The organism is Endozoicomonas montiporae CL-33, from assembly GCF_001583435.1.
Taxonomy (GTDB): Bacteria; Pseudomonadota; Gammaproteobacteria; order Pseudomonadales; family Endozoicomonadaceae; genus Endozoicomonas_A; species Endozoicomonas_A montiporae.
This window is the reverse complement of the sequence record NZ_CP013251.1, coordinates 4,469,207-4,489,670: the sequence shown is the minus strand read 5'-3', so window position 1 is coordinate 4,489,670 and position 20,464 is coordinate 4,469,207. Positions and strand designations below refer to the sequence as shown.

The window sequence follows — 20,464 nt, the reverse complement described above, 5'->3', positions numbered from 1 at the left end:
TGCCCGCCAGCAGAGCTGGCGGGTTGTCAGTGTCGGTGGATCTGTCTGGCTTTGACTTTAATTTCAATCTCCGGAGCCTCCTCTTGAAAAACGGCTGCTGCTTCCTCGTTGTCGTACACCAGAAAATTAGGACTGTTTACCGTACGGTACATCTGGGTATCAATAAACAGAGTGTGTTCCTGTTCTCCCGGTAAGACGGCGTACTCGACTTTGTACGTTTGATTCAGCACGTCGTCATAAAAATAAAGAATTGTGGTTGTCTGACCTGGCAGTTCGATGCTTTGTTCATTAAGAGGTCTGCCGTCAATCAGCAGGTTCGTTTCAAGCTGATAGTATTCAGTCATTGTATTGGTTCTGGAAAGTGAACCACAGGCTGATAACAGCAATATCAGTGGCAATATCAAAAGATTGGGTGTCTGTTTCATGGATCATTATTCTTTAGAGGAAGTTGGCCACCATTGTAGCCAATGGCGACAGAATCCGGTTTCTTACAAAAAAATACAATGTATTGAAAAAAACAGTTGTTCTCTTAAATCAATAGGGTGTTAAATCAGCGTATACCTGCCTGAAAACATTACCCTCGTTGGGCGGGTATTATCGGTCACAGGACGAATCAGAAAAATAACAATGATTAAAGTCGATCAGCTCAACAGGAATGTGAGAGGGCTGAAACCATCAGCCACACTGCGGATTAACGAAGACAGTAACCGCTTGATCCAACAGGGACGTGACATAATTAAACTGGGGCTTGGGCAATCTCCTTTTCCCGTTCCCGAAGTAGTTACCGCCGCATTAAGACAACATGCTCATGAGAAAGATTATCTACCGGTTAAGGGGCTTTATACGCTGCGTGAAACCGTTGCCAGGTATTATCAGCAGCGCGATGGTATTCCAAGAAAGGCAGATGACGTTCTGGTCGGGCCGGGCTCCAAGGAACTGATTTTTAATTTACAGATGGCCTGCGAAGGTGATCTGTTAATTCCCGCGCCTTCATGGGTGTCTTATGCGCCTCAGGCGAAATTGTTGGGCCGAAAAGTGTTTCATCTGCCGACTCAACCGGAAAACCAGTGGCGGTTGCAGGCGGATGAACTGGATGCATTCTGCCAGCAGGAACCGGGCAGGACACGCATTCTGATTCTAAATTACCCCAGTAATCCAACCGGTTGCAGTTATGATGCTGAGAGCCTGAAAGCTTTGTCACTGGTTGCCCGCAAACATGGAATTATTGTGGTGGCAGACGAGATTTATGCGGAAACCACCTTTGATGGACAGCATCAATCCATGTCTGTTTATTACCCGGAAGGAACGGTCATCAGTAGCGGCCTGAGTAAGTGGTGTGGTGCCGGAGGCTGGCGACTGGGAGTGATGTTGTTGCCTGACGCATTAAGACCGTTGCAGGAAGCCATGGCCGTGATTGCCAGTGAAACCTTTACGTCCATCAGTGCGCCGACACAATACGCTGCCTGCACAGCGTTTTCCCGATCTGCGGCGCTTGATGCTTATTTGGTTGCGACCCGTGATGTACTGAAACGAATATCGTCGTATATGGTGAGACGGCTAAGTAAAATCGGGCTGGAAATGGAAGAGCCAGTGGGTGGATTTTATTTACTCACCAGTTTTGAGAAGGTTCGGCCAAAGCTGGAAGCAAAGGGTATATTCTCGTCGGAATCGTTGTGTGAGAGACTGCTCGACGAGAAGGGAGTAGCCGTATTGCCGGGTTCGGACTTTGGATTAGACGACAATCAGTTGTACACTCGCATGGCGTTTGTGGATTTTGATGGCGGTGAGGCTCTGGATGCTATAAACGACAGCGGTTTATCCGGGGATGCTTTTGTAGAAGCACACTGCCCAAAGCTGGTACAGGCTTGTGATCGAATTGCCAGCTGGCTGGATTAAAAAGAAAACCTGACCTGAATCAGGTTAAAGCAAATGCAGCCCGTGTGTTTCAATGGCTGCATTCTTTATTTTTAAAGTGCCATCTTTGTTGTCGGGGGAGGAAGAGTGGCACTGTTACATAAAACATCGCTCAATAGTGTTGGTAAATAAATTATGAAGAAGTTGTTCAGAGCGATTGCTGTAGGGGCAGCAATGATGCTGACAGGATGTCAGTCGGTTTCTACCACCTCACCCGGTACCATTGGTGTTGAGCGTCAGCAGCGAATGGTCACCCTTCTTTCAGAAAGCGAAGTCAACCAGATGGCTGCCGAGGCCTACCGTAAGGAACTGGCTAAGGGTAAGGAACAGGGAGCCCTGAATCAGAATCAGAAACAATTAAAGCAACTGAGAGAGATTGCTGACCGGCTGGTGCAGCATGTTAGTGTATTTCGTATGGACGCTCAGCACTGGGACTGGGAGGTTAATTTGCTCAGCAGTAAGCAGTTGAACGCTTATTGTATGCCGGGGGGGAAAATTATGTTTTATACCGGCATTCTGGATGAGCTGAAACTCACCGACGATGAAATTGCTGCGATTATGGGTCATGAGATGGCTCATGCGCTGCGCGAGCATGGTCGTGAAGCCATGTCCCGTGCCTATGTTCAGCAACTCGGTTTTAGTGCTGCGGCCGCTTTACTGGGAACCGACCAGAATATGATGCAGATGGCAGATGTGGTGGTTAATTATGCGATGACCCTGCCAAACAGCAGAACCAATGAGGTGGAGGCAGACCTGATTGGACTGGAACTCATGGCAAGAGCAGGGTACGACCCGAACGCTGCGGTGACTCTCTGGGAGAAAATGTCAGCCGCTGGCGGAGGTGGAACGCCGGAGTTTATGAGTACTCACCCTGCGCATAACACGCGGATTTCCGGTTTGAGGGCTAATATTCCCAAGGTGCAGCACTTGGGGAAACCGCATTAATGTGCGCTGATTGATAGTTATTGTTGTATAACCCAGTGTACCGCTGGGTTATACCTTTGCTATGATGCTCCAGACTTATTTCTATTAATAAACAGGCTGTTCTAATGGCATTTGAACTCGAAGACTTCCAGGAACAAATTAAAACTCACAACATTCTGCTTTATATGAAGGGGTCCCCAAAACTGCCTCAGTGCGGTTTTTCATCCAAAGCGGTTCAGGTGCTGATGGCCTGTGGTGAACAGTTTGCTTTTGTTGACGTTCTGGCTAACCCTGACATTCGCGCCAATCTGCCAAAATACGCGAACTGGCCGACCTTTCCACAGCTGTGGGTAGGTGGCGAGCTGGTCGGTGGATGCGACATTCTGATCGATATGTACAACAGTGGCGATTTGCAGAAGCTGGTGTCTGAAGCGGCTGGTACAAGCGAGTAACTGTTTGCCAGAAGCTTTGCGGGTTGGACTGTTCTGCTTGTTGCTAGCGTCCAACCCGGTTAAGCAGGAATTGTTTACGTATTTATTCGTCAGCGCTCTGGGAAAGTAGATAGTTTTCCATGCCCAGTATTTTAATCTGGTGCAAGTGAACCTCCAGACTGTCCATGTGCTCTTCTTCAGCTGTCAGTATTTTTTCCAGCAATTGCCTTGAGCCATAATCGCCCGCTTTTTCACAGCATTTAATGCCTTCCTTTAATACAGGAATCGCTTTCTTTTCCTGTTGCAGGTCTGATTCAAGAATACCCTGAACAGAGTCTGACAGAATAGGCTTGTCCAGATGTTTAAAGTCAGGCATTCCTTCCAGAAACAATATTCGTTCAATCAGCCAGTCAGCGTGCCACATTTCATCAATGGATTCTTTGTAGACTTCTTTGCCCAGCTTTTTCACTCCCCAGTTTTTTAACATGCTGGAATGCAGGTAATACTGGTTAATGGCTGTCAGCTCATTCATCAATGCCTTGTTCAGGTGTTCGATAACAGTTTGATCACCATTCATGATAGGTATCCGTTACTGGAATAATAAAAAAACGGTTGCCCGTTAACCTACCAAGTATGGAGTGACACCGGAATCTGTCAAAAACTATCTACTTGAAAGATAACGATAATATTTATCATTTGCATTGAGTGGGCGGTGTTGAATGTTTAGGATTTAATCACTTTTCAAGAGGCTTTTATTGAAAATTTTTTATTAAAAGATTTTGGTCGAGTAACGGGCCCGGATCATGCACTTTTCTGCTTTACAGAGCCCGTGAACGCGTCATCAATGCAGGCTTATTGTTTTGCAGCCACGAGCCTTACATGATCGTGCTCACCGTGTTCCCATGCCGGGTAATGCAGTGCGGGACCTGTTGTGATGAGGTCTATGTGGAAACCTGCATCGGCAAAGGCTTTTGCCAGTTGATCCGGGTTGAAGTAATTAAACATATCTCTGGGCAGTATTGAATCTAACAACGTTCTCAGTTGCCAGGCTTCGTGATCTGGCTCGAATTCACGAATGGCCTGTTCGAAATAGTCAATATAATGATCCACAGGATCCATCCTGTCTGGATATTTTTGCCGTTGTGTTTCTTTTGTTTGCCTGAGGTTCACTGCCTGAAAAATCTGTATGTCTTCACAGGCGCAGGTTAATACCGCTTTACCACCGGGGATTAATAAACGGTGAAGCTGTTGTATAGATGCCAGAATTTCTTCGTGTTTAAGAAAGTGAAACACCTCGGAGCAGAGAATACCGGAAAAGTAATTGTCTGGCAGAGGCATGCTGTCAGGAAGTTGTGCCAGATGAAAACTAAGTCGGTCAGCTTTGTCTTTATGTTCCTGTTGCAGCAAATGCAAGCTGTTTTCATTAAGCTCTGTTGCATAAACCTGTGCACCAAAATCCAAGGCTTTCAGACTGTTGTGGCAGTTGCCGCAACCTATATCCAGCAGAGGATTGGTGTTATTCCAGCAGTTAAGCCAGTGATCAATCAGCGGGTTGGTGACCGAGAACGCAACACCGGCAGGGTGTGCCATTTTATGATAAAGCTTATCCGGCTCCGACATGCTCATACCCAGAATGTAGGTTTTGGAGACAGGAGTATAGGCAGGATTTTTAGCTTGTGGCCGACTTTCATTTGAGATCAGTCTATTCTGCCGGTAGTTATTTTTGTCGCGAACATAGGCAAAAATACCTGCGGTGTGTATGATTGGCAGCAGCTTCAGGATGTTGAGGCTCTATATAAGCCAACGAGGACAGGTTGGCTCTGAGTGTTATTGGACACAGTTAACTAACCGGAGATAAATAAATGGGCGTACTGGTAGGCAAGAAGGCTCCTGACTTTACCGTTCCTGCGGTTCTGGGTGATGGCACTATTGTCGATGGGTTTACCTTCTCGGAAGCTATCCGTGGCAAATACGGTATTCTGTTCTTCTACCCACTGGACTTCACTTTTGTTTGTCCATCGGAGCTGATTGCTCTGGATCATCGTATGGATGCGTTCAAAGAACGTAACGTTGAAGTGGTTGGTGTTTCTATTGATTCTCACTTTACACACAATGCCTGGCGTAACACTCCGGTCAATGAAGGTGGTATTGGTCCGGTTAAATACACTCTGGCTGCTGATATGACCCATCAGATCTGCAAAGATTATGATGTTGAGTCTGAAGGCGGTGTGGCGTTCCGTGGTGCTTTCCTGATTGACGACAAGGGTGTGGTACGTTCCCAGATCGTTAATGATCTGCCTTTGGGGCGGAATATGGATGAACTGATTCGTCTGGTGGATGCACTTCAGTTCCATGAAGAGCATGGCGAAGTCTGCCCTGCAGGTTGGAACAAAGGTGACAAAGGCATGAACGCTTCTCCTGACGGCGTTGCCAAGTACCTCGCTGAAAGCGCTGAAGAACTGTAAGTAAAAGACTATACGGTTATTGGGCAAGCCTGTTTGAGCATATAAAGGCGCTACCCTGTAAAGGCACTACCATGATGAACTGGTAGTGTCTTTTGTTTTTTCAGAGGTTAATGGGCACGGTTTCGTACATAGAAACTTTGTGCAATGGCGTTGAGGTGTACTTTTGTTTCAGTATGCTTAAAAGACAGTGGCTGCTCCAGATTGCCAAATAATGGAATGCCACCGCCAAGCACCACCGGAATCCTGGCAATAATCAGCTCGTCGATCATATCCTGCTGCAGGAACTGCTGAATCGTTGTACCACCGTCAATATAAAGGTTTTTGTAGCCGCGTTGATGAAGGTCGGACGTGACGGCTTCAGTGTCTCCATTAATAAGAAATACCTTGTCCTGTAAATGTTCCGGAATGCTGTTCAAAGTACGACTGAGCACAAAAACAGGCTTTGGATAAGGCCATTCACCATCAAAACCGGCGACTATTTCAAAGGTCTTTCTCCCCATCACCAGCGCATCCACTCTGGAAATGAAGTCCATAAACCCCATATCGTCATTATCCGGGTTGGGTGTGCTGTGCAGCCAGTCAAGCCCGTGATTTTTATCGGCAATGTAGCCATCAAGGCTGGTGGCAATATAAACAATGTTACTCATAAGTTTTTACAATCATTCAGTTGAGTGATGGTGAATTTTGAGTTTATTCTACAGTGTAGAAAAAACAAGTTTGTATACGTGGAAATTCTAAACGATGAAAAAACGGGGCAGACCGTCAGGTGCAGGCAGCTCTCTGTCAGCAGATAAAATTATTCTTGCAGCCAGAGAACTGTTAACAGCAGAAGGTAAGGTGCCGAGCATACGCAGGCTGTCGGCGGAGCTGGGAGTCGATGCAATGGCGATCTACCATTACTTCTCCAGTAAAGCGGTATTGCTGGAGGCAGTTACCGTGGCTCTGGTGAGTGATATTTATAAGCCAGAGGGGCGAGGTGACTGGCAGGGTGACGTGTTGCGGTTGTGTATCAGCTATGTGTCTCTGTTAAACCGGCATCCGGGTTTGCTGGAAACCATGCTGTCCATGAAGAAATTCGGTCCGGCTGACGTCTTCAGAGAACGGTTTGAGTTGGCATTGGCACCGTTATCATTACCCAAGGTTTTAATCGATGATGCTCTAAACCTGATTGCAGATTATCTTCACGGTTTTGTTCTGGCTATGGAGTGCCAAAATATGGAGTGCCAAAAGAAGTCGGGAGCGATTTTAGCCACAGATATTGAGCGTCCGGTCAGAATGGTGATGTTCGCTTTGGAGCAGAACATTGATTGAGTGTGTATGAAACTTATCCAGTCCGGATATTGATATATCTCTTTGTTATCTCTGAAACTTTTTTTGAGCCTTTTTTGCACATTGTTTTGGATAAAGGGTTGACTCCTTCAGAAATCTCATTAATATTCGCTGCCGTCAGGTGATGACGACAACGCATCACCGAACGCGATTCCCCGATAGCTCAGTTGGTAGAGCAGTAGACTGTTAATCTATTGGTCGCTGGTTCGAGTCCAGCTCGGGGAGCCACTTCTTTCAGATTCTTGTTTGAGTTGAAGTGCGGCAGGGTTTATCAGGTTGCGTATCTGATAAACGGCATGGGTCGTTAGCTCAGTTGGTAGAGCAGTTGGCTTTTAACCAATTGGTCGTAGGTTCGAATCCTACACGACCCACCATTCCTTCTGTTGCGTTTATGTGTTAAGTTGTCTGGCCTTAATTCCTCGATAGCTCAGTTGGTAGAGCAGTAGACTGTTAATCTATTGGTCGCTGGTTCGAGTCCAGCTCGAGGAGCCATATTTAAATGGTCAGCTTGTGTGGCTGGTTGTTTGTGGGTCGTTAGCTCAGTTGGTAGAGCAGTTGGCTTTTAACCAATTGGTCGTAGGTTCGAATCCTACACGACCCACCATATTCTCTTTGAGAACGGATAGGGATTATTCAATGTCTCTGGTGTTTTTGAAGATAAAAATTGTTCCCCGATAGCTCAGTTGGTAGAGCAGTAGACTGTTAATCTATTGGTCGCTGGTTCGAGTCCAGCTCGGGGAGCCACTTTTCTTTCAACTTGTTCAATCTTTGAATGGGTTGTTAGTGCGTTTGTCAGGTTGCGTGCCTGGTAAACGGCGTGGGTCGTTAGCTCAGTTGGTAGAGCAGTTGGCTTTTAACCAATTGGTCGTAGGTTCGAATCCTACACGACCCACCATTTTTACTTACAAGGTTAACAGTTTGCGTAGCTGGTAGCTTGTGGGTCGTTAGCTCAGTTGGTAGAGCAGTTGGCTTTTAACCAATTGGTCGTAGGTTCGAATCCTACACGACCCACCATTTTCCAAGCCGTTCTGATTCGTCAGAGCGGCTTTTTTCGTTGTGAATTTTTTTGTTGAAAAGCATCAATGAAGTTTTAGATGGGGACGCGTGGTTTTGCCCAGGGCGTCTTTCAGCATCAAAGCCCCGGTTCGAACCTTGCCAAACAGCGTCATCTGATGCATTCGGTACAGGCTGATGTAAAACAGCTTGGCCAGTGCACCTTCCACCATCATATCACCCGTCACTGCCCCCATAAGATTACCAACAGCGCTGAAGCGGCTGAGTGAAATCAGAGAGCCATAGTCTTTGTAGGTGAAGTTCATGGGATCATTGCCAGCTACCACTCTTTTCAGACTTTTTGCCAGCAGTGATGCCTGTTGGTGGGCAGCCTGGGCGCGAGGTGGAATAGTCAGGGCGCTGCCGTTTTTAAGGGTTATTGTACAGCTGGAGCAGTCACCAAATGCATAGATATGGTCATCCTGCGTTGTTTGTAATGTGGGTCTTACCACCAGTTGGTTGATGCGATTGGTTTCCAGCCCTAGCTTGCCAAGAAACCCCGGTGCTTTTATGCCTGCAGCCCAGATGCTGAGATCCGATTTCAGAGTCGTTTTACTGAGGGTGACCAGCGAGTTCTGATGGATCTCGCTGACCAGTTGTCCGGTCATGATGGTGACGCCCATCTTTTCCAGCTGTTTATGCACGCTGTTGCTAATGCGTTCCGGAAGTACCGGCAAAATACGTGGTGCCCCTTCAATCAGGGTGATTTTGACATTCTGGGGGGAAATGGCATCCAGACCGTAATGCGCCAGTTCAATGGCAGCGTTGTGCAGTTCCGCAGACAGTTCAACGCCCGTTGCGCCAGCGCCAATAATGGCAATGTTCAGCTCTGACTGCGCGCTGCCAGATGCCTGTGCGTGCAGGTAATGGTTGAGAAGTGTCGTGTGTATGCGCTCCGCCTGCTCCCGGTTGTCCAGAAACAGGCAATTTTCCGGAGCGCCGGGGGTGTTGAAATCATTAGCCGTGCTGCCCACCGAGAGAACCAGTGTGTCGTACTCCAGTTGGCGACGGGATACGACTTCGTTGCCGTAATCATCGCAGATCGGAGCCAGCTCGATGGTTTTGTTGTCTTTGTCCAGATTGGTCATTCGGCCCAGTAAAAAGTGGAAGTGATTCCACTTTGCCTGGGCCAGATAGCAGAGTTCATCCTCAAACGCATTCAGGGAGCCTGCGGCTACCTCATGCAATAACGGTTTCCAGAAATGTGTTCGCTGTGCATCAACCAGTGTAATGGATGCTTTTTTCTGCTTACCAATGGACTGCCCAAGCATTGTTGCCAGTTCCAGTCCTCCGGCTCCCCCGCCAACAATGACAATCCGGTGTAAATGATCATTTTTATTTACATTATTCACTTGGATATCGCACGGTTATTTGCTGTAAAAAGTAATTAGCCCAGGATGAATACGCCAATGACCCTGCTCAGTACTCCAAGCACAACAATAATAGCTGCCAGCCAGAGCATTAGCTTAAAGGGTCTGAAGGCATTGCGTTCAGTGGCGTTGGTTCCCCGATTCAAAAAATCATCGACTTTGGCCTGATCTTCTGGCTTCAGTCGGGTCTGGGTTCTGTCCATTATTAAAATCCCCTGACTGCTTGGTAAGGTAGTACAAATTTTCCTCGCTCACAATCTAACCATACCTTGTGTTGAGAGTGACTGTAAAACGCGGTTGTTGTGTTGGAATGGTGCATTCGTACTGGTTTAATAAAAAAAATAGATGAACGACTGGAAAATTCTGTGCTGAAACTGATAGGGCTTGGATTGAATGTTAAGTATCAGGAATGGAAAGAGTTTGTTTGCGTTCTATGGCGCTTTCGAGCCTGTAAGATATTTTTGTTGAGTTATTGCCTGCTGAAGTTTCTCTACCTTTTTTCCGGCCCTTACAGCGTTAGTCGGCGATATCTGAAATGGATGAATGCTGATGATTTTTATAGTTACGGTGAAACGCCTCTGATGTCATTAGCCAGTATGGCTGATCGTATTGGTTTGTCTGGTGATGACCATGTGTTTGAACTGGGGGCTGGTAGTGGTTTTACCTCGTTGTGGCTAAATCTTGTAGCCGGATGTCGGGTAACCGCCATTGAGCAGGTGCCGGGTTTTGTCTGGCGACTGAGCTGGGTTGTCAGGTTGTTAAGGATTTCTGGTGTTAACGTTTGCCGTGAAGATTATCTGAATTCCGACCTGAGTTCTGCGACGATCATTTATCTGTTTGCTTCTGATCTGGATGATGTGGTGATCACACAGTTGGCGGAAAAGCTGGCTTTGTTATCGGCAGGTACCCGCATTGTGACTGTCAGCTATTCTTTGCAACCTTACATTGATCAGCCTGCGTTTGAAGTGATGGATCAGTTTGAAGCCTGTTTTCCATGGGGTGCTGCCGACGTTTATGTTCAGAGAGTCTGCGAAATGACTCGCAAAACTTAAAACATTTTGTGAACAGAAGTCAGTTTGCCAACAATGCGATCACTGTATTTAGCCACCATCTCGGGAATGGCTTTCTGTGGGTAACTCTGGATACTGTCAGCAATGAAGAGCCAGGCCGCCTGAGCCTGACGGATCGGCTTGCCAGCATAAGGATGTTTCTGGTACTGGCTTTTCAGGCGATGCATGCGCTCATTGAAATGTTTGGCCAGAGTCTGAAGTTGTTGCTGACTGGATTGTGCCATATCAGAAGATTGATCATTCATCGCCAGAGCCAGGTACTCTCTGGAGAGTCTCTGCATTAGCAAAGCCTGCTCCAATATATTTAATTCCGGTTTTTGCACAGGTGTCTGGGTCATCAGTTTCTGCCTGAGGAGTAACAGCTGGCGATCCAGCTTGGCCAGCGCCAGCAACAGGCTGCTAGCCTCCGGAGGGCGGGACTGTTTGGGCAAGTTGCCCATCCAGCTGGTATGACGGCTGATAACCGGCCAGAGTGCCTTGGTGGTGGCGAGCAGGCCGCTGGTTTCGCCATCTTCTCCCCGGGTAGGAAGATTGGGAATGGATGAGTCGAGCAGTGAAAGGTTGTCCTGTATTTTCTCCCGTGCATCGCTGTTGAGAAAGTCAATTTGTAACAGGTAAATATTAACGATGAGCTGATTCAGAAGAAGCTCCTGACGGATGATGTGTTCAGGCGTCAGGTTATTCGCTGTCAGTGTTTCCTTGGAATAAGCCTTGAATGAAACACCGGCGATGAATAAAGCAAAGAGCAATGATGCTAGCTGGAATGCTGATGGGGGTAAAAGTCGCTGCAAAACAGGTGGCTCCGGTGTTTGATTATGTCTGGCTGATGCCTGTTATTATCGGATTACTCTGGTCGAACTTAATCATCATCGCATGAACAGCGCTGTAATTCAGCAGGAGCGAAGCTGTGTAAATGGCAGAGAAAGAATGGAATGTTATCGCTGACAGGAAGCAGAGTGAATCTGTCCCCCCCGGTCATACCTTTATGGAGAGCTTATACCAATCGCAATAATTAGCTATTCTATTCGCTGCCTTTTCAGCCGGTTATTCTGCGTTGGCATTCGTCGCCATAGCTACTACCCATAGGGCATAAAGGCTATGGCTTCTCACGCCGCCTTGCCTAACCGGCTGAAAAGGCATGCTCATGACGAAGCTAATTATTTTGATTGGTATTATTGACCTTTCAGTTGCTCTTTCAGCTTTTCCGGAACGCCTTTAATGACCAGCTGGTCAGTGGTTTCATCGTAATGCACTTGAGTGCCCAGAAGCTCGGCATCAAAGGCCAGAGTCAGCCCTTTGCTGCGACCGGTGTAACGAACCAGCTTGGTGAGTGTCCGTTTTTCCGGCGCCATGGGCGTGGTCATATCGTAGTCGCGGGTGTTGACGAACCGTGCAAATTCGTCTGATCCGGCTTCACTGAGATAGCCGGTTAATTCTTCCAGAGTCAGGGCATCGCCTTCATCTACTTTAGTCTGGCAGAAGTCGTATACCTGACGACTGACTTCTTTATGGTTCTCCAGTGAGGGTGCTTCGCTGGCAAACGCTTTTACGGCTTTTACCAGAGTGTCGGCTTCTTCCTTGCTGCCACTGGTTTCGCTGCACCCAAGAGCTTCCTGGAATACATCACTCAGACGTCGCCCGCCCCGGGGACGCAGGAAGGACAAATAGCGGCCACTGTCGGTGTTGCCTTGCCACTCGGTCACATTAATGCGACAGGCCAGAGACATTTTGCCGGTGTCGAGGTAAGCACAGTCCTGTATGGAAAGGTCTTCTGTAACGGTAACGCTGATGTTGCTGTTCAACATGCACAGTATCAGATAACGGGTGAGTCCCTGCTGATAGTCTGCAAACAGAACATAGCCTCCGCCCAGAGCGCCTGCTTCTCCCAGCTTTTCACTGATCTGACTCAGTGTGTTAACGGTCAGATCTTCAAACGTCAGCTCGTCATTCAGGTATTGGCCGAGTTCTGCCGGGAACGGGCTTTCAGGCTCCGCAGCAAATTGACCGTAACGTTTATCCTGTTTTTTGTTATAGGTTTGCAGCAGGTCATCCAGCATAGCCTCCAAAGCCGGGGTGGGGGGCAGTATATGACCTGTTGTTGTGGTCAGGGCGTTGCTTTCAGGGTTTTGTTCCAGCTGATGGACGAGGATCTGTTTAATAGCCATGGGTACTTGGAGATTGACTGTCAGTAATCGGTTAATGGTACAGACTGTTTATTCGCGAGCATAGCTATCTGTTGGTAAACATAGCCATTTGTTTGCAAATGCGGTTGTTTGCTCGTGAGATTTAAGTTCGAAAGGCTCCCAGCCGCTGGTGCAAAAGAGGCCAGAGCCAGGTAGCCCAGAGAGCCAGCGAGGTATACAGACCGAACCGTGCTGTGTAAAACTGAACAGGATGATCTTTCAGGCTGTTAAGCTCCGGCATGTTTTGCCAGATGACAATGACACTGATGGTTCCGGGAATGGCGCGGGTGAAAAACAGTCGCAAAGAAGGCGTTACAGGCAGGGTAAACAGTAATCCAACAGCGCAGCCGGTCAGTAATCCGTTGAATCGTAAAAACAAACTGTAGGGTAATGGATTGTGGCTGGTTGAGCCGATATGCAACACTTCCCGACAAATCAGGATAAAAACAAACGGCAGAAAGGTGGCAAATACAGTCAGGGTTATTTTTTTCCAGGCAGGCATAGGCTGGAGAAAATCTATTACCCGCTGTTCAAAGAGAATGAATAACAGCAACAGGGTTAAACCCAACATTAGCCCGATGGCAACCTGCAAAGGAAAATGAACGCCCAGATAGAGTCTTGAAATCCCGGTTAACAGAATCAAAGCGGCAGCTGCCAGCCAGAACCACCTGTTTTTCAGGCTGTAAGCCATTAACCCCCAGAACATAGTGGCGTTTTGTGTATGCCCGGAAGGCATTCCATAGGACTTTTCTGTCATCCCGTTGAACAGTTCGGGGTAAATCCAGTAGGGGCGGGGTGAGGCAAAGAAATGACGACAGGAGCCAAAGACAACACTGCTGGTCACCGTCCCCATGGCCAGCCTGCCTCCGGCACGGGTAAAGCCGCTCCAGAAAACGATCGCAGCGACCAAAAGGTAATAGTAAGAATAACCGTAGGTGGAGAGTGCGCGCACAGGTGCATCAACAAAGGCAAGATGCTGCTGCATGCTGGAAATAATAATAAAGGTATCCATAACGGGTTCAGTTGATCCGGTGTGGTAACAATTGCTGCAGACTGTTGTTAATGATTGAGTCCAGTTGATGCTGGTTTGACTGAATTCGTGCAAACAGCTGCAGACCCAGAAACAGGCAGGATAGATGTTTGGCTATGTCGTTGATTTCTTGCGAAAAGGTGTACCCTTGGCGGGTAAGTAATCCAAGCTGCTTTTCAAAGGCATCCTGAATATCCATCATGCCTTTATTGATCAGGGATTGTGCCTCCTGCGGTAGCAGATGGAGCTCGGCACTGGAGCAGGCAAGAAAACAACAGTTACGATAATGTTGTTCCTGTGGATTGCGATAGCCGGAAGTAAAAAAACGACGAATGCCGCTTAAAGGTGCGTTGCCGGTCAGGTATCGGTTGATACGATCAGGCATTTCATGTTCCAGATAGTATTTCAGCACACTGACGTACAAACCTTCTTTGCTTTTGAAATGATGGTACAAACTTCCCGGATGTAATTCGGTGACTTCTTCAAGTTGTCTCAGAGAAGTCGCAGAAAAACCCTTTGACCAGAACAAAGTCAAAGCACTTTCAAGCACAGCCTGTTTATCAAATGATGAATGTCTTCCCATTTCCGTGATGGCTTAAAAACGTGTTGGTTTCAAAAAGGTTACTCCAATGTAGCAGCTAATTTTTAAAACAAGCAAATATGTCAGTCTGTTATTGTTTGGCATAAAACAGTCATTGAATGAAGGTTCTTTTTCAAAGAATCATGCTGTGTCTGGTGAATTACCGGTCATTTTTTTCCCGCCATAATATCCAGTCGCGATAGTAGTGAATAGCGGTAAAACGTTCCTGCAAATAAGCAGGCAGGTATTCAAAGTAACCTTTTCTGGTCGCCAGAAAGTCTGTTTTTCCATTATTAATCAGGGTATTAATCTCATCGGCGGTATCAACCAGTATGGATTTTCCGTGAGAATAAAAACGGGAAGAAAAAGGACGTTTCTTGTAATAGAGAAGCTCACCGGGTTGGCTGGCCTTTTCGTTAAGCATGGCCTGAACCATAGTCTTTTGGGATTTTTTCCCTCCGTCGTTTATGAGCATATAAATGGTGATCGCCATTAATACAGGTGTAATACAGGCGCCCGATACAATACGCCGATGCATTGATGTGTTGAGGTGTGGCGCCCAGAGGGTTGCCAGAGCCAGAGCCAGCGGCGGCATCATGGGTAAGGCATAGGTCCAGATCATGTTTCTGGCAAAGGTGAAAAACAGCAACAGGGAAAGCAGCCAGCACGCCAGAAAACATGCCCATTCAGACAGAGCCAGTGGCTGTTTATGTCTGAACTTACACCACAATGCCCGAACGGCGTATCCGGCCAGTACCAGAGACCAGGGAATGCCTCCGGCAATAAAGAGTGGCCAGATCATGCCAATGGGGCGGATGTGTGCCGAGCCGAACTGGTCGCCTTCCCAGCCGCTGTCCAGATACCGGCTGAAATGTTCCCCGATAATCATATATTCCAGCATGCCCGGTGTTTTTATTTCAGCTGCAATAAACCATGGCAGGGCAATTGCTGCGGCTAAAACAGTACCGCTTACCCAGGGCAGGCGCTGCCAGAGTTGCATAAACTGCCTACGGAGCAAGCACCAGAAGAAAATGGGCAGGCCTGCCAGTACCAGCCCGACCAGACTTTTTGACAGCAACGCCAGAGCCGAGCCGACAAAGAACAGGTAACCCCAGTGAACAGCCTGAGATCGTTCGTTGCTGTTAAACGCAATCCAGAAGCTGGTGATGACCAGTGTGATGCTGAATACCATAATCGGGTCAGCCAGCAAGGCACCAGCTAACACCAGAAACATGGCGCTGGTAGTGAGAATCAGAACGGCCAGTTTTGCGGCATTGCGGCTGAGCTGGAAAGACGCCAGTGTCCAGGTCAGCCAGAGTGTGCCAATGCTGCTTAGCAGTGCCGGGAATCGGGCAGCAAACTCGTTGATGCCGAACAGTTTGAAACTGATGGCAGACATCCAGATAAACAGGGGTGGTTTTCCCCAGAAAGGCACATCGTAATCAAAGTAGGGCGTAATCCAGTCGTTGGTTTCAACCATCAGTCGCACCATTTCACCGTACCGTGCTTCACTGGTGTCCATCAGCGGGTAGGTTCCCAACGACAGTAGACGCATAATGAGTGCGACAGCAACAATCAAAGTGCCATACAGCCAGAGTCTGCTCTGGCCTTGAGTGCCGGTGCTAGTGCCATTGTTAGTGCTATTGAGAGCGCCAGAGTTCATTGTTATTGTGACTCCTTGTATCTGAATCTGCTCATGAGTCATGCCTGAGTACGATTCAGGTTAGTCCATTACTCTTATTTTTCGCATTAATCTTCAGCCGGCACAACTCTGATGTTTTATTGGATTCTGTCCGAGTAATTTTTTATAAACGTTTCCTTGCCCATTGCTTCAATCTGGGCATTGATCATTTTCCCAAAGGCATCCAGACAGTTCTGGTGGGCGGCTGGCATCTGGCTGACCTCTCTTAAAAAAGCAACCGTCGCTTCAATGGTTGATAAAGCGCCTTTGCCCGGGGTTTTTCTGATGGTGTAAGTCGATGTGTAAGTGTCGGACAACGTGACAGCGGGCAGAGCCTGTAAAACCGGATTGAGGTAGTAGATTTTTTTGGCTTTGCGCCAAGTGCCATCCAGAATAACGCACAGATCCGGTTTTGGGTAGTGGGCCAGAACTGTTATATCGCGTGAATATTGACCCCAAACTCAACTTTATTAATCAATAATCCAATAACAATATCGTGCATCTTTTCGAGCTTTGAAAAACAAATTGTCTTTCTGGCCAACCGTTTAATCCAAGTCCGAAAATTAAGGTTTTTACGCTCTATCTTCTGAGTGTTTGCTTTACCAATAATATGCATGTTTTCATCAAGGTGTCGCTCATAGGCTCCCCAATCATCGGTGTAAAATTTATTAATACCAAATGGCTTCAGAAGTGTTTTGAGTTCTTTAAAAACTTCATCTTTCCGTTTTCCGAAAACATAAGCAAGCACGGTATTTGTAGCGTGATCAACAGCATACCAAAGCCAGCGTTGGTTCGATTTATCATGAACATACGACCACTGCTCATCTAGCTCAGCCTCTTGGCAGACAAGCCCTACATGAATAATTGCATCTGACTTGAGATCAATAGTTTGAATATTTGGGTTGACCTTTACCAGACCGCTTTCTTTTTTTTTAGAGTCTTTATTACTGTTGTCTTGCTTATTCCGAGTACTTTACTTGTATCCCTGATTCCGCTGCCATTTATTGCCATATCGATGATTTTTTCTTTAACGCCAGGCTCACAGGCCTTGTAGCGATATTCAAGCATGAAGGTTTTGATTTCACATTTGTCATTACAGCAATAGTATCGTGGAACATCATGAGTGCTGTATCCGAAAGGCCGAACTTGGTTACTGCCACATGTTGTACAGAGGACTTGCGTAAGGCACATTTTTAAACCGCATTTTTCAAAGTTGCCGAATGTCGTATTTTAGCAGACAGGGCTAGAATCACAGAACTGTGCCACTACCAACGTTTCCTTGCCCATTGCTTCAATCTGGGCATTGATCATTTTCCCAAAGGCATCCAGACAGTTCTGGTGGGCGGCTGGCATCTGGCTGACCTCTCTTAAAAAAGCAACCGTCGCTTCAATGGTTGATAAAGCGCCTTTGCCCGGGGTTTTTCTGATGGTGTAAGTCGATGTGTAAGTGTCGGACAACGTGACAGCGGGCAGAGCCTGTAAAACCGGATTGAGGTAGTAGATTTTTTTGGCTTTGCGCCAAGTGCCATCCAGAATAACGCACAGATCCGGTTTTGTTCTGTTCTCCTGATAAGTTCTGACGGTCACTGCGTTGTCTGAAGGAAACAGCAGACAGGCATGACGATTTGACAGTCGTTTGTCCAGTTCTGTGGACTTGCTGAAATCTTCGCCCACGATTATTTCACAGTTTGTAATGCCCAGGCTGGCAATACGGGCGCTGTTAACAGCGTGGCGGGTTTCTGATGGGTGCTGAATGATTAACAGGTCTGTTGTCGCTGTTTCCGGGGTTAGTGCCTGGCAATAACAGGTTTTTAGCGGGCGAAGGCAGCGGGGGCACTCAATGCGGGCCATGCAGGATGTTCCTGAACGTCAGGTTGATTCGGGGCTCGGTTGGGCGAGCGGTTTTCGGCAGGCAATGTTGCCAGTGTGATTGGGAATGTCCAGACATAACCAGCAGGGAACCGCTGTTTAACTGAATATTGATCCCCGAAATCGATGGATCGAATTTATGCCGAAGTTTAAAACGGCGTGATCCGCCAAGGCTCAGTGAGGCAATAACGGGCTGGTCTCCCAGCTCCGGCTCGTCATCACTGTGCCAGCCATTACTGTCCTTTCCGGTTCGATAGAGGTTCAAAAGAACGCTGTTAAATCTCTGTTGGCTCAGGGTTTCAACTCTTGTCTTTAACTGCATTAGCAGGGGTGACCAGCCCAGAGGGGCAAGCTGCAGACCGGAATAACTGTAGCTGCAATGTTCGTCACCGTACCATGCCTGCAGTCTGGGAATAGCCACCCGTTTGCCAAACATCCGTATCCGATCCTGTTTCCATGGCGTGTCGGCTAGAAGATGCTGAAAATACTGTTGAGCCTCAGCGGGTGACAGAGCTTCATGCCACAGTTGAAGCTGTGCATCTTGTGCGGGTATGCATTCAGGCGCTGCCATGAGTCGATACAGTAGACGTTAATAATACCAATTCTATCTTCTAAACATGAATTGTGCAGCCATTCCAAACCACTGGCTCTGCGTCGGAACTCCTCGCAATAGCCAGCTATTACTCGTCGTTCTTCCTTGCCCAGCGATTTGAAATAGCTTGCTCATGGTCATATTTAGAAAATGGAATTGGTATAAGAAGATTCAGGAAGGATAACAGAGCAGGCAGGGTTTGCCTGCTCAAGCCATGGATGTCAGGCGACGTAACGCTTGTAGATCATCTGGTCAATGGAGTAACGGCCGGGTCCGGTAAAGATCAGCCCGATGTAGGCCAGCATGTAGATATAAGCCAGTTCATGTCCAAAATAATAGGCAGCGATTGCCATAGAGAAGGCCAGGGCGCAGGCACTGAGACGTGAGAATAAACCAACGGTCAGGGCAATACTGCCCAGAAGTTCGGCCATTATGGCCAGTACCAGAGTGGCTTCAGGCCCGACCCCGAATGGATCGACAAACTTTGGCGCCCTTTCTGCATAATTGACCAGCTTCGGCCAGCCGTGTGTCCACATGCCGATGCCCAGGCCTGCCCGCATGACCAGTAACCCAAAGCCGGAGAGTTTCTGACGTAATTCCGGGCTGGCTGCCCCGTAAAATGAAGAGATGATTGCTTGCATAACTGGCTACTTTTTATTGTGTTTATTGCCCGTTTATTATCAATGCTGATGCTGGAAAAACATTGATCCAGATCAATTTGGCTCAGGGCTGAGAACAGGAATCGTTTGCAAGTCTTGTGTCGTGTATAAGGTGCTGTTGTTATCTTTGAAAATGCAATTTTCATTACCGAAGCAATGAAAACCGCATTTCCCGCTTATTTATGCTTCATCTGGAAAATCAGCTTTTCGGCCGTGCAGTCAAAGTCAAACATGGCACGAATGATTGGTTTACCATCGGCTTCAACCATTTCTGACTGAATCTGGCAGTTGCCGGAGCCAACGGATAGAGCATCCTTTTCCATCCGGTCAAACTGTTCTTTAGCGGTCATCTGATCGTTGTCGCAGAAGTCCAGTGTCAGAAGGGTGTCGTCTTCACGGATCAGGGTGCCAACTTCCACGCAGTTGCAGGCGGCGCTCTCGTACTGGTCAGTGTCTTTCATGAACATACCTCATAAAAAAAACCGGGCAGAGGGCCCGGTTTTTAATTTTGTCATGGCAAAGGTCGGACAGAGCGTATGTTTAACAACCGTGTCTCTGTCCGTCTAATGCAGCCTCACAGGCGAGTTCATCTTATACCAATCTACGATTCGGCGGAAAGAGTTAAACCAGCAGGTTCATGACAAACATTGCCATAAAGCCATTAGCAATACAGATCGCAAACAGAATCGGGTACAGGCTGCCGCGGGTACCAATGACACCAAGGATTCGACCCGCATACTGAATGGTAGACCCCATCAGGTAGATCGCCGGAGCCAGAATCGCAATGTGTTCGCCGGTCAGGATACCTTCCGAGAACAGTCCCATTACGATACCCACTGCACCGCCCATGGACATGATGGCTCCCATGAGTACCGCTGCACCTTCACCGGGCAGACCAACCAGCACCATCAGCGGTTGGAACAGTGCTCCCAGAGCGGTCAGGGCACCGGTAACATTCAGGGCTTTAATAATGATGAAAGCCATCATTACGTTTGGAATGGTGCTCATTGCACCAATGTTCCAGCCTTTTCTCGCGCCTTCAACAAAGACGTCAGTGATCATCTTTTTTGGAGCTTGAGCCATGATTATGCCACCTTCGCCTGAGCGTTAACCTTTTTGTTCCGGGTTTTCAGGATCAGGCGCAAAACATTGGCACCAATGATCTTGAAGACAAACATCACACCGACGGTCAGACCGATGGAAGTAGGAACCGCCATGGAACCATCGGCATTAGTCAGGGTAAACAGTACGGCACCGGAGCTGAAGAAGTTCACAATCAGTGCGCCGCCGGAGAATTGGAAAGCGGTAAAAATT

Annotated in this window: 26 protein-coding genes and 7 tRNA genes; 14 read left to right on the top strand and 19 right to left on the bottom strand. The window is 47.6% G+C overall.

Annotated features, from left to right (window positions below):
• Window positions 1-26: 26 nt before the first annotated feature.
• On the bottom strand, window positions 27-425 hold the full coding sequence (locus EZMO1_RS20600; protein WP_034878053.1) for a hypothetical protein: 399 nt from the start codon (window positions 423-425) through the stop codon (window positions 27-29).
• Window positions 426-627: 202 nt separating this feature from the next.
• On the opposite strand from EZMO1_RS20600, the gene EZMO1_RS20595 reads away from it, so the two are divergent.
• From EZMO1_RS20595 to grxD, 3 genes are all read left to right on the top strand, one after another.
• Window positions 628-1,896: a pyridoxal phosphate-dependent aminotransferase gene (locus EZMO1_RS20595; RefSeq protein WP_034878052.1), complete on the top strand. Its 1,269-nt coding sequence runs from the start codon at window positions 628-630 to the stop codon at window positions 1,894-1,896.
• A 153-nt stretch (window positions 1,897-2,049) separates the two neighbouring features.
• Window positions 2,050-2,859 (top strand): M48 family metallopeptidase, encoded by an 810-nt coding sequence (locus EZMO1_RS20590; protein ID WP_034878051.1) that lies wholly within the window; start codon window positions 2,050-2,052, stop codon window positions 2,857-2,859.
• A 104-nt stretch (window positions 2,860-2,963) separates the two neighbouring features.
• Window positions 2,964-3,290 carry a Grx4 family monothiol glutaredoxin gene (gene grxD / locus EZMO1_RS20585; protein WP_034878050.1) on the top strand — a complete coding sequence of 109 codons (327 nt, stop codon included), beginning with the start codon at window positions 2,964-2,966 and terminating at the stop codon, window positions 3,288-3,290.
• 82 nt (window positions 3,291-3,372) lie between these two features.
• Here the strand turns inward: grxD and bfr are convergent, their stop codons facing one another.
• Both bfr and EZMO1_RS20575 read right to left on the bottom strand, forming a co-directional pair.
• Window positions 3,373-3,846, bottom strand: a complete 474-nt coding sequence (bfr, locus tag EZMO1_RS20580) for a bacterioferritin (protein ID WP_034878049.1) — start codon at window positions 3,844-3,846, stop codon at window positions 3,373-3,375.
• A gap of 275 nt (window positions 3,847-4,121) precedes the next feature.
• Window positions 4,122-4,895 (bottom strand): class I SAM-dependent methyltransferase, encoded by a 774-nt coding sequence (locus tag EZMO1_RS20575; RefSeq protein WP_082212286.1) that lies wholly within the window; start codon window positions 4,893-4,895, stop codon window positions 4,122-4,124.
• A gap of 236 nt (window positions 4,896-5,131) precedes the next feature.
• On the opposite strand from EZMO1_RS20575, the gene EZMO1_RS20570 reads away from it, so the two are divergent.
• Window positions 5,132-5,734 carry a peroxiredoxin gene (locus tag EZMO1_RS20570; RefSeq protein WP_034878047.1) on the top strand — a complete coding sequence of 201 codons (603 nt, stop codon included), beginning with the start codon at window positions 5,132-5,134 and terminating at the stop codon, window positions 5,732-5,734.
• A gap of 107 nt (window positions 5,735-5,841) precedes the next feature.
• Here the strand turns inward: EZMO1_RS20570 and EZMO1_RS20565 are convergent, their stop codons facing one another.
• Window positions 5,842-6,381 carry a dihydrofolate reductase family protein gene (locus EZMO1_RS20565; RefSeq protein ID WP_034878046.1) on the bottom strand — a complete coding sequence of 180 codons (540 nt, stop codon included), beginning with the start codon at window positions 6,379-6,381 and terminating at the stop codon, window positions 5,842-5,844.
• 94 nt (window positions 6,382-6,475) lie between these two features.
• Between EZMO1_RS20565 and EZMO1_RS20560 the strand changes: the two genes are divergently transcribed.
• The 8 genes from EZMO1_RS20560 to EZMO1_RS20525 all read left to right on the top strand — a co-directional run bounded on the left by EZMO1_RS20560 (window position 6,476) and on the right by EZMO1_RS20525 (window position 8,077).
• Window positions 6,476-7,045 carry a TetR/AcrR family transcriptional regulator gene (locus tag EZMO1_RS20560; RefSeq protein ID WP_034878045.1) on the top strand — a complete coding sequence of 190 codons (570 nt, stop codon included), beginning with the start codon at window positions 6,476-6,478 and terminating at the stop codon, window positions 7,043-7,045.
• A 170-nt stretch (window positions 7,046-7,215) separates the two neighbouring features.
• Window positions 7,216-7,291 (top strand) — tRNA-Asn (locus EZMO1_RS20555).
• A gap of 70 nt (window positions 7,292-7,361) precedes the next feature.
• A tRNA-Lys gene (locus EZMO1_RS20550) sits at window positions 7,362-7,437 on the top strand.
• Window positions 7,438-7,479: 42 nt separating this feature from the next.
• Window positions 7,480-7,555: transfer RNA gene (locus tag EZMO1_RS20545), tRNA-Asn, on the top strand.
• A gap of 36 nt (window positions 7,556-7,591) precedes the next feature.
• Window positions 7,592-7,667, top strand: a tRNA-Lys gene (locus EZMO1_RS20540).
• A gap of 64 nt (window positions 7,668-7,731) precedes the next feature.
• A tRNA-Asn gene (locus tag EZMO1_RS20535) sits at window positions 7,732-7,807 on the top strand.
• A 75-nt stretch (window positions 7,808-7,882) separates the two neighbouring features.
• Window positions 7,883-7,958: transfer RNA gene (locus EZMO1_RS20530), tRNA-Lys, on the top strand.
• Window positions 7,959-8,001: 43 nt separating this feature from the next.
• Window positions 8,002-8,077, top strand: a tRNA-Lys gene (locus tag EZMO1_RS20525).
• Window positions 8,078-8,142: 65 nt separating this feature from the next.
• Here the strand turns inward: EZMO1_RS20525 and EZMO1_RS20520 are convergent.
• Window positions 8,143-9,468, bottom strand: coding sequence for an NAD(P)/FAD-dependent oxidoreductase (locus tag EZMO1_RS20520; RefSeq protein ID WP_034878044.1), 1,326 nt, complete (start codon window positions 9,466-9,468; stop codon window positions 8,143-8,145).
• Between the two features lie 35 nt (window positions 9,469-9,503).
• A complete protein-coding gene (locus EZMO1_RS20515) occupies window positions 9,504-9,689 on the bottom strand; it encodes a DUF3094 family protein (protein ID WP_034878043.1) in 186 nt (61 codons plus the stop codon).
• Window positions 9,690-9,788: 99 nt separating this feature from the next.
• Between EZMO1_RS20515 and EZMO1_RS20510 the strand changes: the two genes are divergently transcribed.
• Window positions 9,789-10,538 carry a class I SAM-dependent methyltransferase gene (locus EZMO1_RS20510; RefSeq protein ID WP_222842150.1) on the top strand — a complete coding sequence of 250 codons (750 nt, stop codon included), beginning with the start codon at window positions 9,789-9,791 and terminating at the stop codon, window positions 10,536-10,538.
• On the opposite strand, the gene EZMO1_RS20505 is transcribed toward EZMO1_RS20510, so the two are convergent.
• A complete protein-coding gene (locus tag EZMO1_RS20505) occupies window positions 10,535-11,305 on the bottom strand; it encodes a hypothetical protein (protein WP_034878041.1) in 771 nt (256 codons plus the stop codon). The two genes, EZMO1_RS20510 and EZMO1_RS20505, sit on opposite strands and share 4 nt — an antisense overlap.
• Here EZMO1_RS20505 and EZMO1_RS27870 point away from each other — a divergent pair.
• Window positions 11,305-11,433 (top strand): hypothetical protein, encoded by a 129-nt coding sequence (locus tag EZMO1_RS27870; protein ID WP_269077886.1) that lies wholly within the window; start codon window positions 11,305-11,307, stop codon window positions 11,431-11,433. The two genes, EZMO1_RS20505 and EZMO1_RS27870, sit on opposite strands and share 1 nt — an antisense overlap.
• Window positions 11,434-11,728: 295 nt before the next feature.
• Here the strand turns inward: EZMO1_RS27870 and EZMO1_RS20500 are convergent, their stop codons facing one another.
• From EZMO1_RS20500 to EZMO1_RS20440, 12 genes are all read right to left on the bottom strand, one after another.
• Window positions 11,729-12,721 carry a nucleoid-associated protein gene (locus EZMO1_RS20500; RefSeq protein WP_034878040.1) on the bottom strand — a complete coding sequence of 331 codons (993 nt, stop codon included), beginning with the start codon at window positions 12,719-12,721 and terminating at the stop codon, window positions 11,729-11,731.
• Between the two features lie 121 nt (window positions 12,722-12,842).
• Entirely contained in the window at window positions 12,843-13,751 is a 909-nt protein-coding gene (locus EZMO1_RS20495) for a phosphatase PAP2 family protein (protein ID WP_034878039.1), read from the bottom strand.
• A 7-nt stretch (window positions 13,752-13,758) separates the two neighbouring features.
• Window positions 13,759-14,352 (bottom strand): TetR/AcrR family transcriptional regulator, encoded by a 594-nt coding sequence (locus EZMO1_RS20490; protein ID WP_051790436.1) that lies wholly within the window; start codon window positions 14,350-14,352, stop codon window positions 13,759-13,761.
• Between the two features lie 157 nt (window positions 14,353-14,509).
• Window positions 14,510-16,012, bottom strand: coding sequence for an ArnT family glycosyltransferase (locus EZMO1_RS20485; protein WP_051790435.1), 1,503 nt, complete (start codon window positions 16,010-16,012; stop codon window positions 14,510-14,512).
• 116 nt (window positions 16,013-16,128) lie between these two features.
• Window positions 16,129-16,392: a DTW domain-containing protein gene (locus EZMO1_RS25880; RefSeq protein WP_244886751.1), complete on the bottom strand. Its 264-nt coding sequence runs from the start codon at window positions 16,390-16,392 to the stop codon at window positions 16,129-16,131.
• Window positions 16,393-16,463: 71 nt separating this feature from the next.
• A protein-coding gene (locus EZMO1_RS28305; RefSeq protein WP_420809906.1) for an IS1 family transposase occupies window positions 16,464-17,221 on the bottom strand; the annotation gives its coding sequence in 2 pieces (ribosomal slippage) (window positions 16,464-16,954 and window positions 16,954-17,221; 759 coding nt in all).
• A gap of 39 nt (window positions 17,222-17,260) precedes the next feature.
• Window positions 17,261-17,881: a tRNA-uridine aminocarboxypropyltransferase gene (locus tag EZMO1_RS20465; RefSeq protein WP_061509678.1), complete on the bottom strand. Its 621-nt coding sequence runs from the start codon at window positions 17,879-17,881 to the stop codon at window positions 17,261-17,263.
• Entirely contained in the window at window positions 17,868-18,470 is a 603-nt protein-coding gene (locus EZMO1_RS20460) for an alpha-ketoglutarate-dependent dioxygenase AlkB family protein (RefSeq protein WP_034878037.1), read from the bottom strand. The genes EZMO1_RS20465 and EZMO1_RS20460 overlap by 14 nt, the downstream gene beginning before the upstream one ends.
• A 242-nt stretch (window positions 18,471-18,712) precedes the next feature.
• A complete protein-coding gene (locus tag EZMO1_RS20455; protein ID WP_051790434.1) occupies window positions 18,713-19,132 on the bottom strand; it encodes a DoxX family protein in 420 nt (139 codons plus the stop codon).
• 194 nt (window positions 19,133-19,326) lie between these two features.
• Window positions 19,327-19,611, bottom strand: a complete 285-nt coding sequence (locus EZMO1_RS20450; RefSeq protein WP_160174101.1) for a DUF406 family protein — start codon at window positions 19,609-19,611, stop codon at window positions 19,327-19,329.
• A 160-nt stretch (window positions 19,612-19,771) separates the two neighbouring features.
• A complete protein-coding gene (locus EZMO1_RS20445; RefSeq protein WP_034878035.1) occupies window positions 19,772-20,233 on the bottom strand; it encodes a YjiG family protein in 462 nt (153 codons plus the stop codon).
• 2 nt (window positions 20,234-20,235) lie between these two features.
• Window positions 20,236-20,424: a hypothetical protein gene (locus tag EZMO1_RS20440; protein WP_051790433.1), complete on the bottom strand. Its 189-nt coding sequence runs from the start codon at window positions 20,422-20,424 to the stop codon at window positions 20,236-20,238.
• Window positions 20,425-20,464 lie beyond the last annotated feature (40 nt).

Excerpts from the sequence above, each read along its gene's own strand:
- EZMO1_RS20445 (WP_034878035.1), bottom strand. The coding sequence starts at position 20,233 with ATGGCTCAAGCTCCAAAAAAGATGATCACTGACGTCTTTGTTGAAGGC.
- EZMO1_RS20455 (WP_051790434.1), bottom strand. The coding sequence starts at position 19,132 with ATGCAAGCAATCATCTCTTCATTTTACGGGGCAGCCAGCCCGGAATTA.
- EZMO1_RS20565 (WP_034878046.1), bottom strand. The coding sequence starts at position 6,381 with ATGAGTAACATTGTTTATATTGCCACCAGCCTTGATGGCTACATTGCC.
- EZMO1_RS20570 (WP_034878047.1), top strand. The coding sequence starts at position 5,132 with ATGGGCGTACTGGTAGGCAAGAAGGCTCCTGACTTTACCGTTCCTGCG.
- EZMO1_RS20485 (WP_051790435.1), bottom strand. The coding sequence starts at position 16,012 with ATGAACTCTGGCGCTCTCAATAGCACTAACAATGGCACTAGCACCGGC.
- EZMO1_RS20460 (WP_034878037.1), bottom strand. The coding sequence starts at position 18,470 with ATGGCAGCGCCTGAATGCATACCCGCACAAGATGCACAGCTTCAACTG.
- EZMO1_RS20595 (WP_034878052.1), top strand. The coding sequence starts at position 628 with ATGATTAAAGTCGATCAGCTCAACAGGAATGTGAGAGGGCTGAAACCA.
- EZMO1_RS20590 (WP_034878051.1), top strand. The coding sequence starts at position 2,050 with ATGAAGAAGTTGTTCAGAGCGATTGCTGTAGGGGCAGCAATGATGCTG.
- EZMO1_RS20515 (WP_034878043.1), bottom strand. The coding sequence starts at position 9,689 with ATGGACAGAACCCAGACCCGACTGAAGCCAGAAGATCAGGCCAAAGTC.
- EZMO1_RS20575 (WP_082212286.1), bottom strand. The coding sequence starts at position 4,895 with ATGAGCATGTCGGAGCCGGATAAGCTTTATCATAAAATGGCACACCCT.
- bfr (WP_034878049.1), bottom strand. The coding sequence starts at position 3,846 with ATGAATGGTGATCAAACTGTTATCGAACACCTGAACAAGGCATTGATG.
- EZMO1_RS20500 (WP_034878040.1), bottom strand. The coding sequence starts at position 12,721 with ATGGCTATTAAACAGATCCTCGTCCATCAGCTGGAACAAAACCCTGAA.
- grxD (WP_034878050.1), top strand. The coding sequence starts at position 2,964 with ATGGCATTTGAACTCGAAGACTTCCAGGAACAAATTAAAACTCACAAC.
- EZMO1_RS20490 (WP_051790436.1), bottom strand. The coding sequence starts at position 14,352 with ATGGGAAGACATTCATCATTTGATAAACAGGCTGTGCTTGAAAGTGCT.
- EZMO1_RS20560 (WP_034878045.1), top strand. The coding sequence starts at position 6,476 with ATGAAAAAACGGGGCAGACCGTCAGGTGCAGGCAGCTCTCTGTCAGCA.
- EZMO1_RS20495 (WP_034878039.1), bottom strand. The coding sequence starts at position 13,751 with ATGGATACCTTTATTATTATTTCCAGCATGCAGCAGCATCTTGCCTTT.
- EZMO1_RS20450 (WP_160174101.1), bottom strand. The coding sequence starts at position 19,611 with ATGAAAGACACTGACCAGTACGAGAGCGCCGCCTGCAACTGCGTGGAA.
- EZMO1_RS20465 (WP_061509678.1), bottom strand. The coding sequence starts at position 17,881 with ATGGCCCGCATTGAGTGCCCCCGCTGCCTTCGCCCGCTAAAAACCTGT.
- EZMO1_RS20600 (WP_034878053.1), bottom strand. The coding sequence starts at position 425 with ATGAAACAGACACCCAATCTTTTGATATTGCCACTGATATTGCTGTTA.
- EZMO1_RS27870 (WP_269077886.1), top strand. The coding sequence starts at position 11,305 with ATGATGCTAGCTGGAATGCTGATGGGGGTAAAAGTCGCTGCAAAACAG.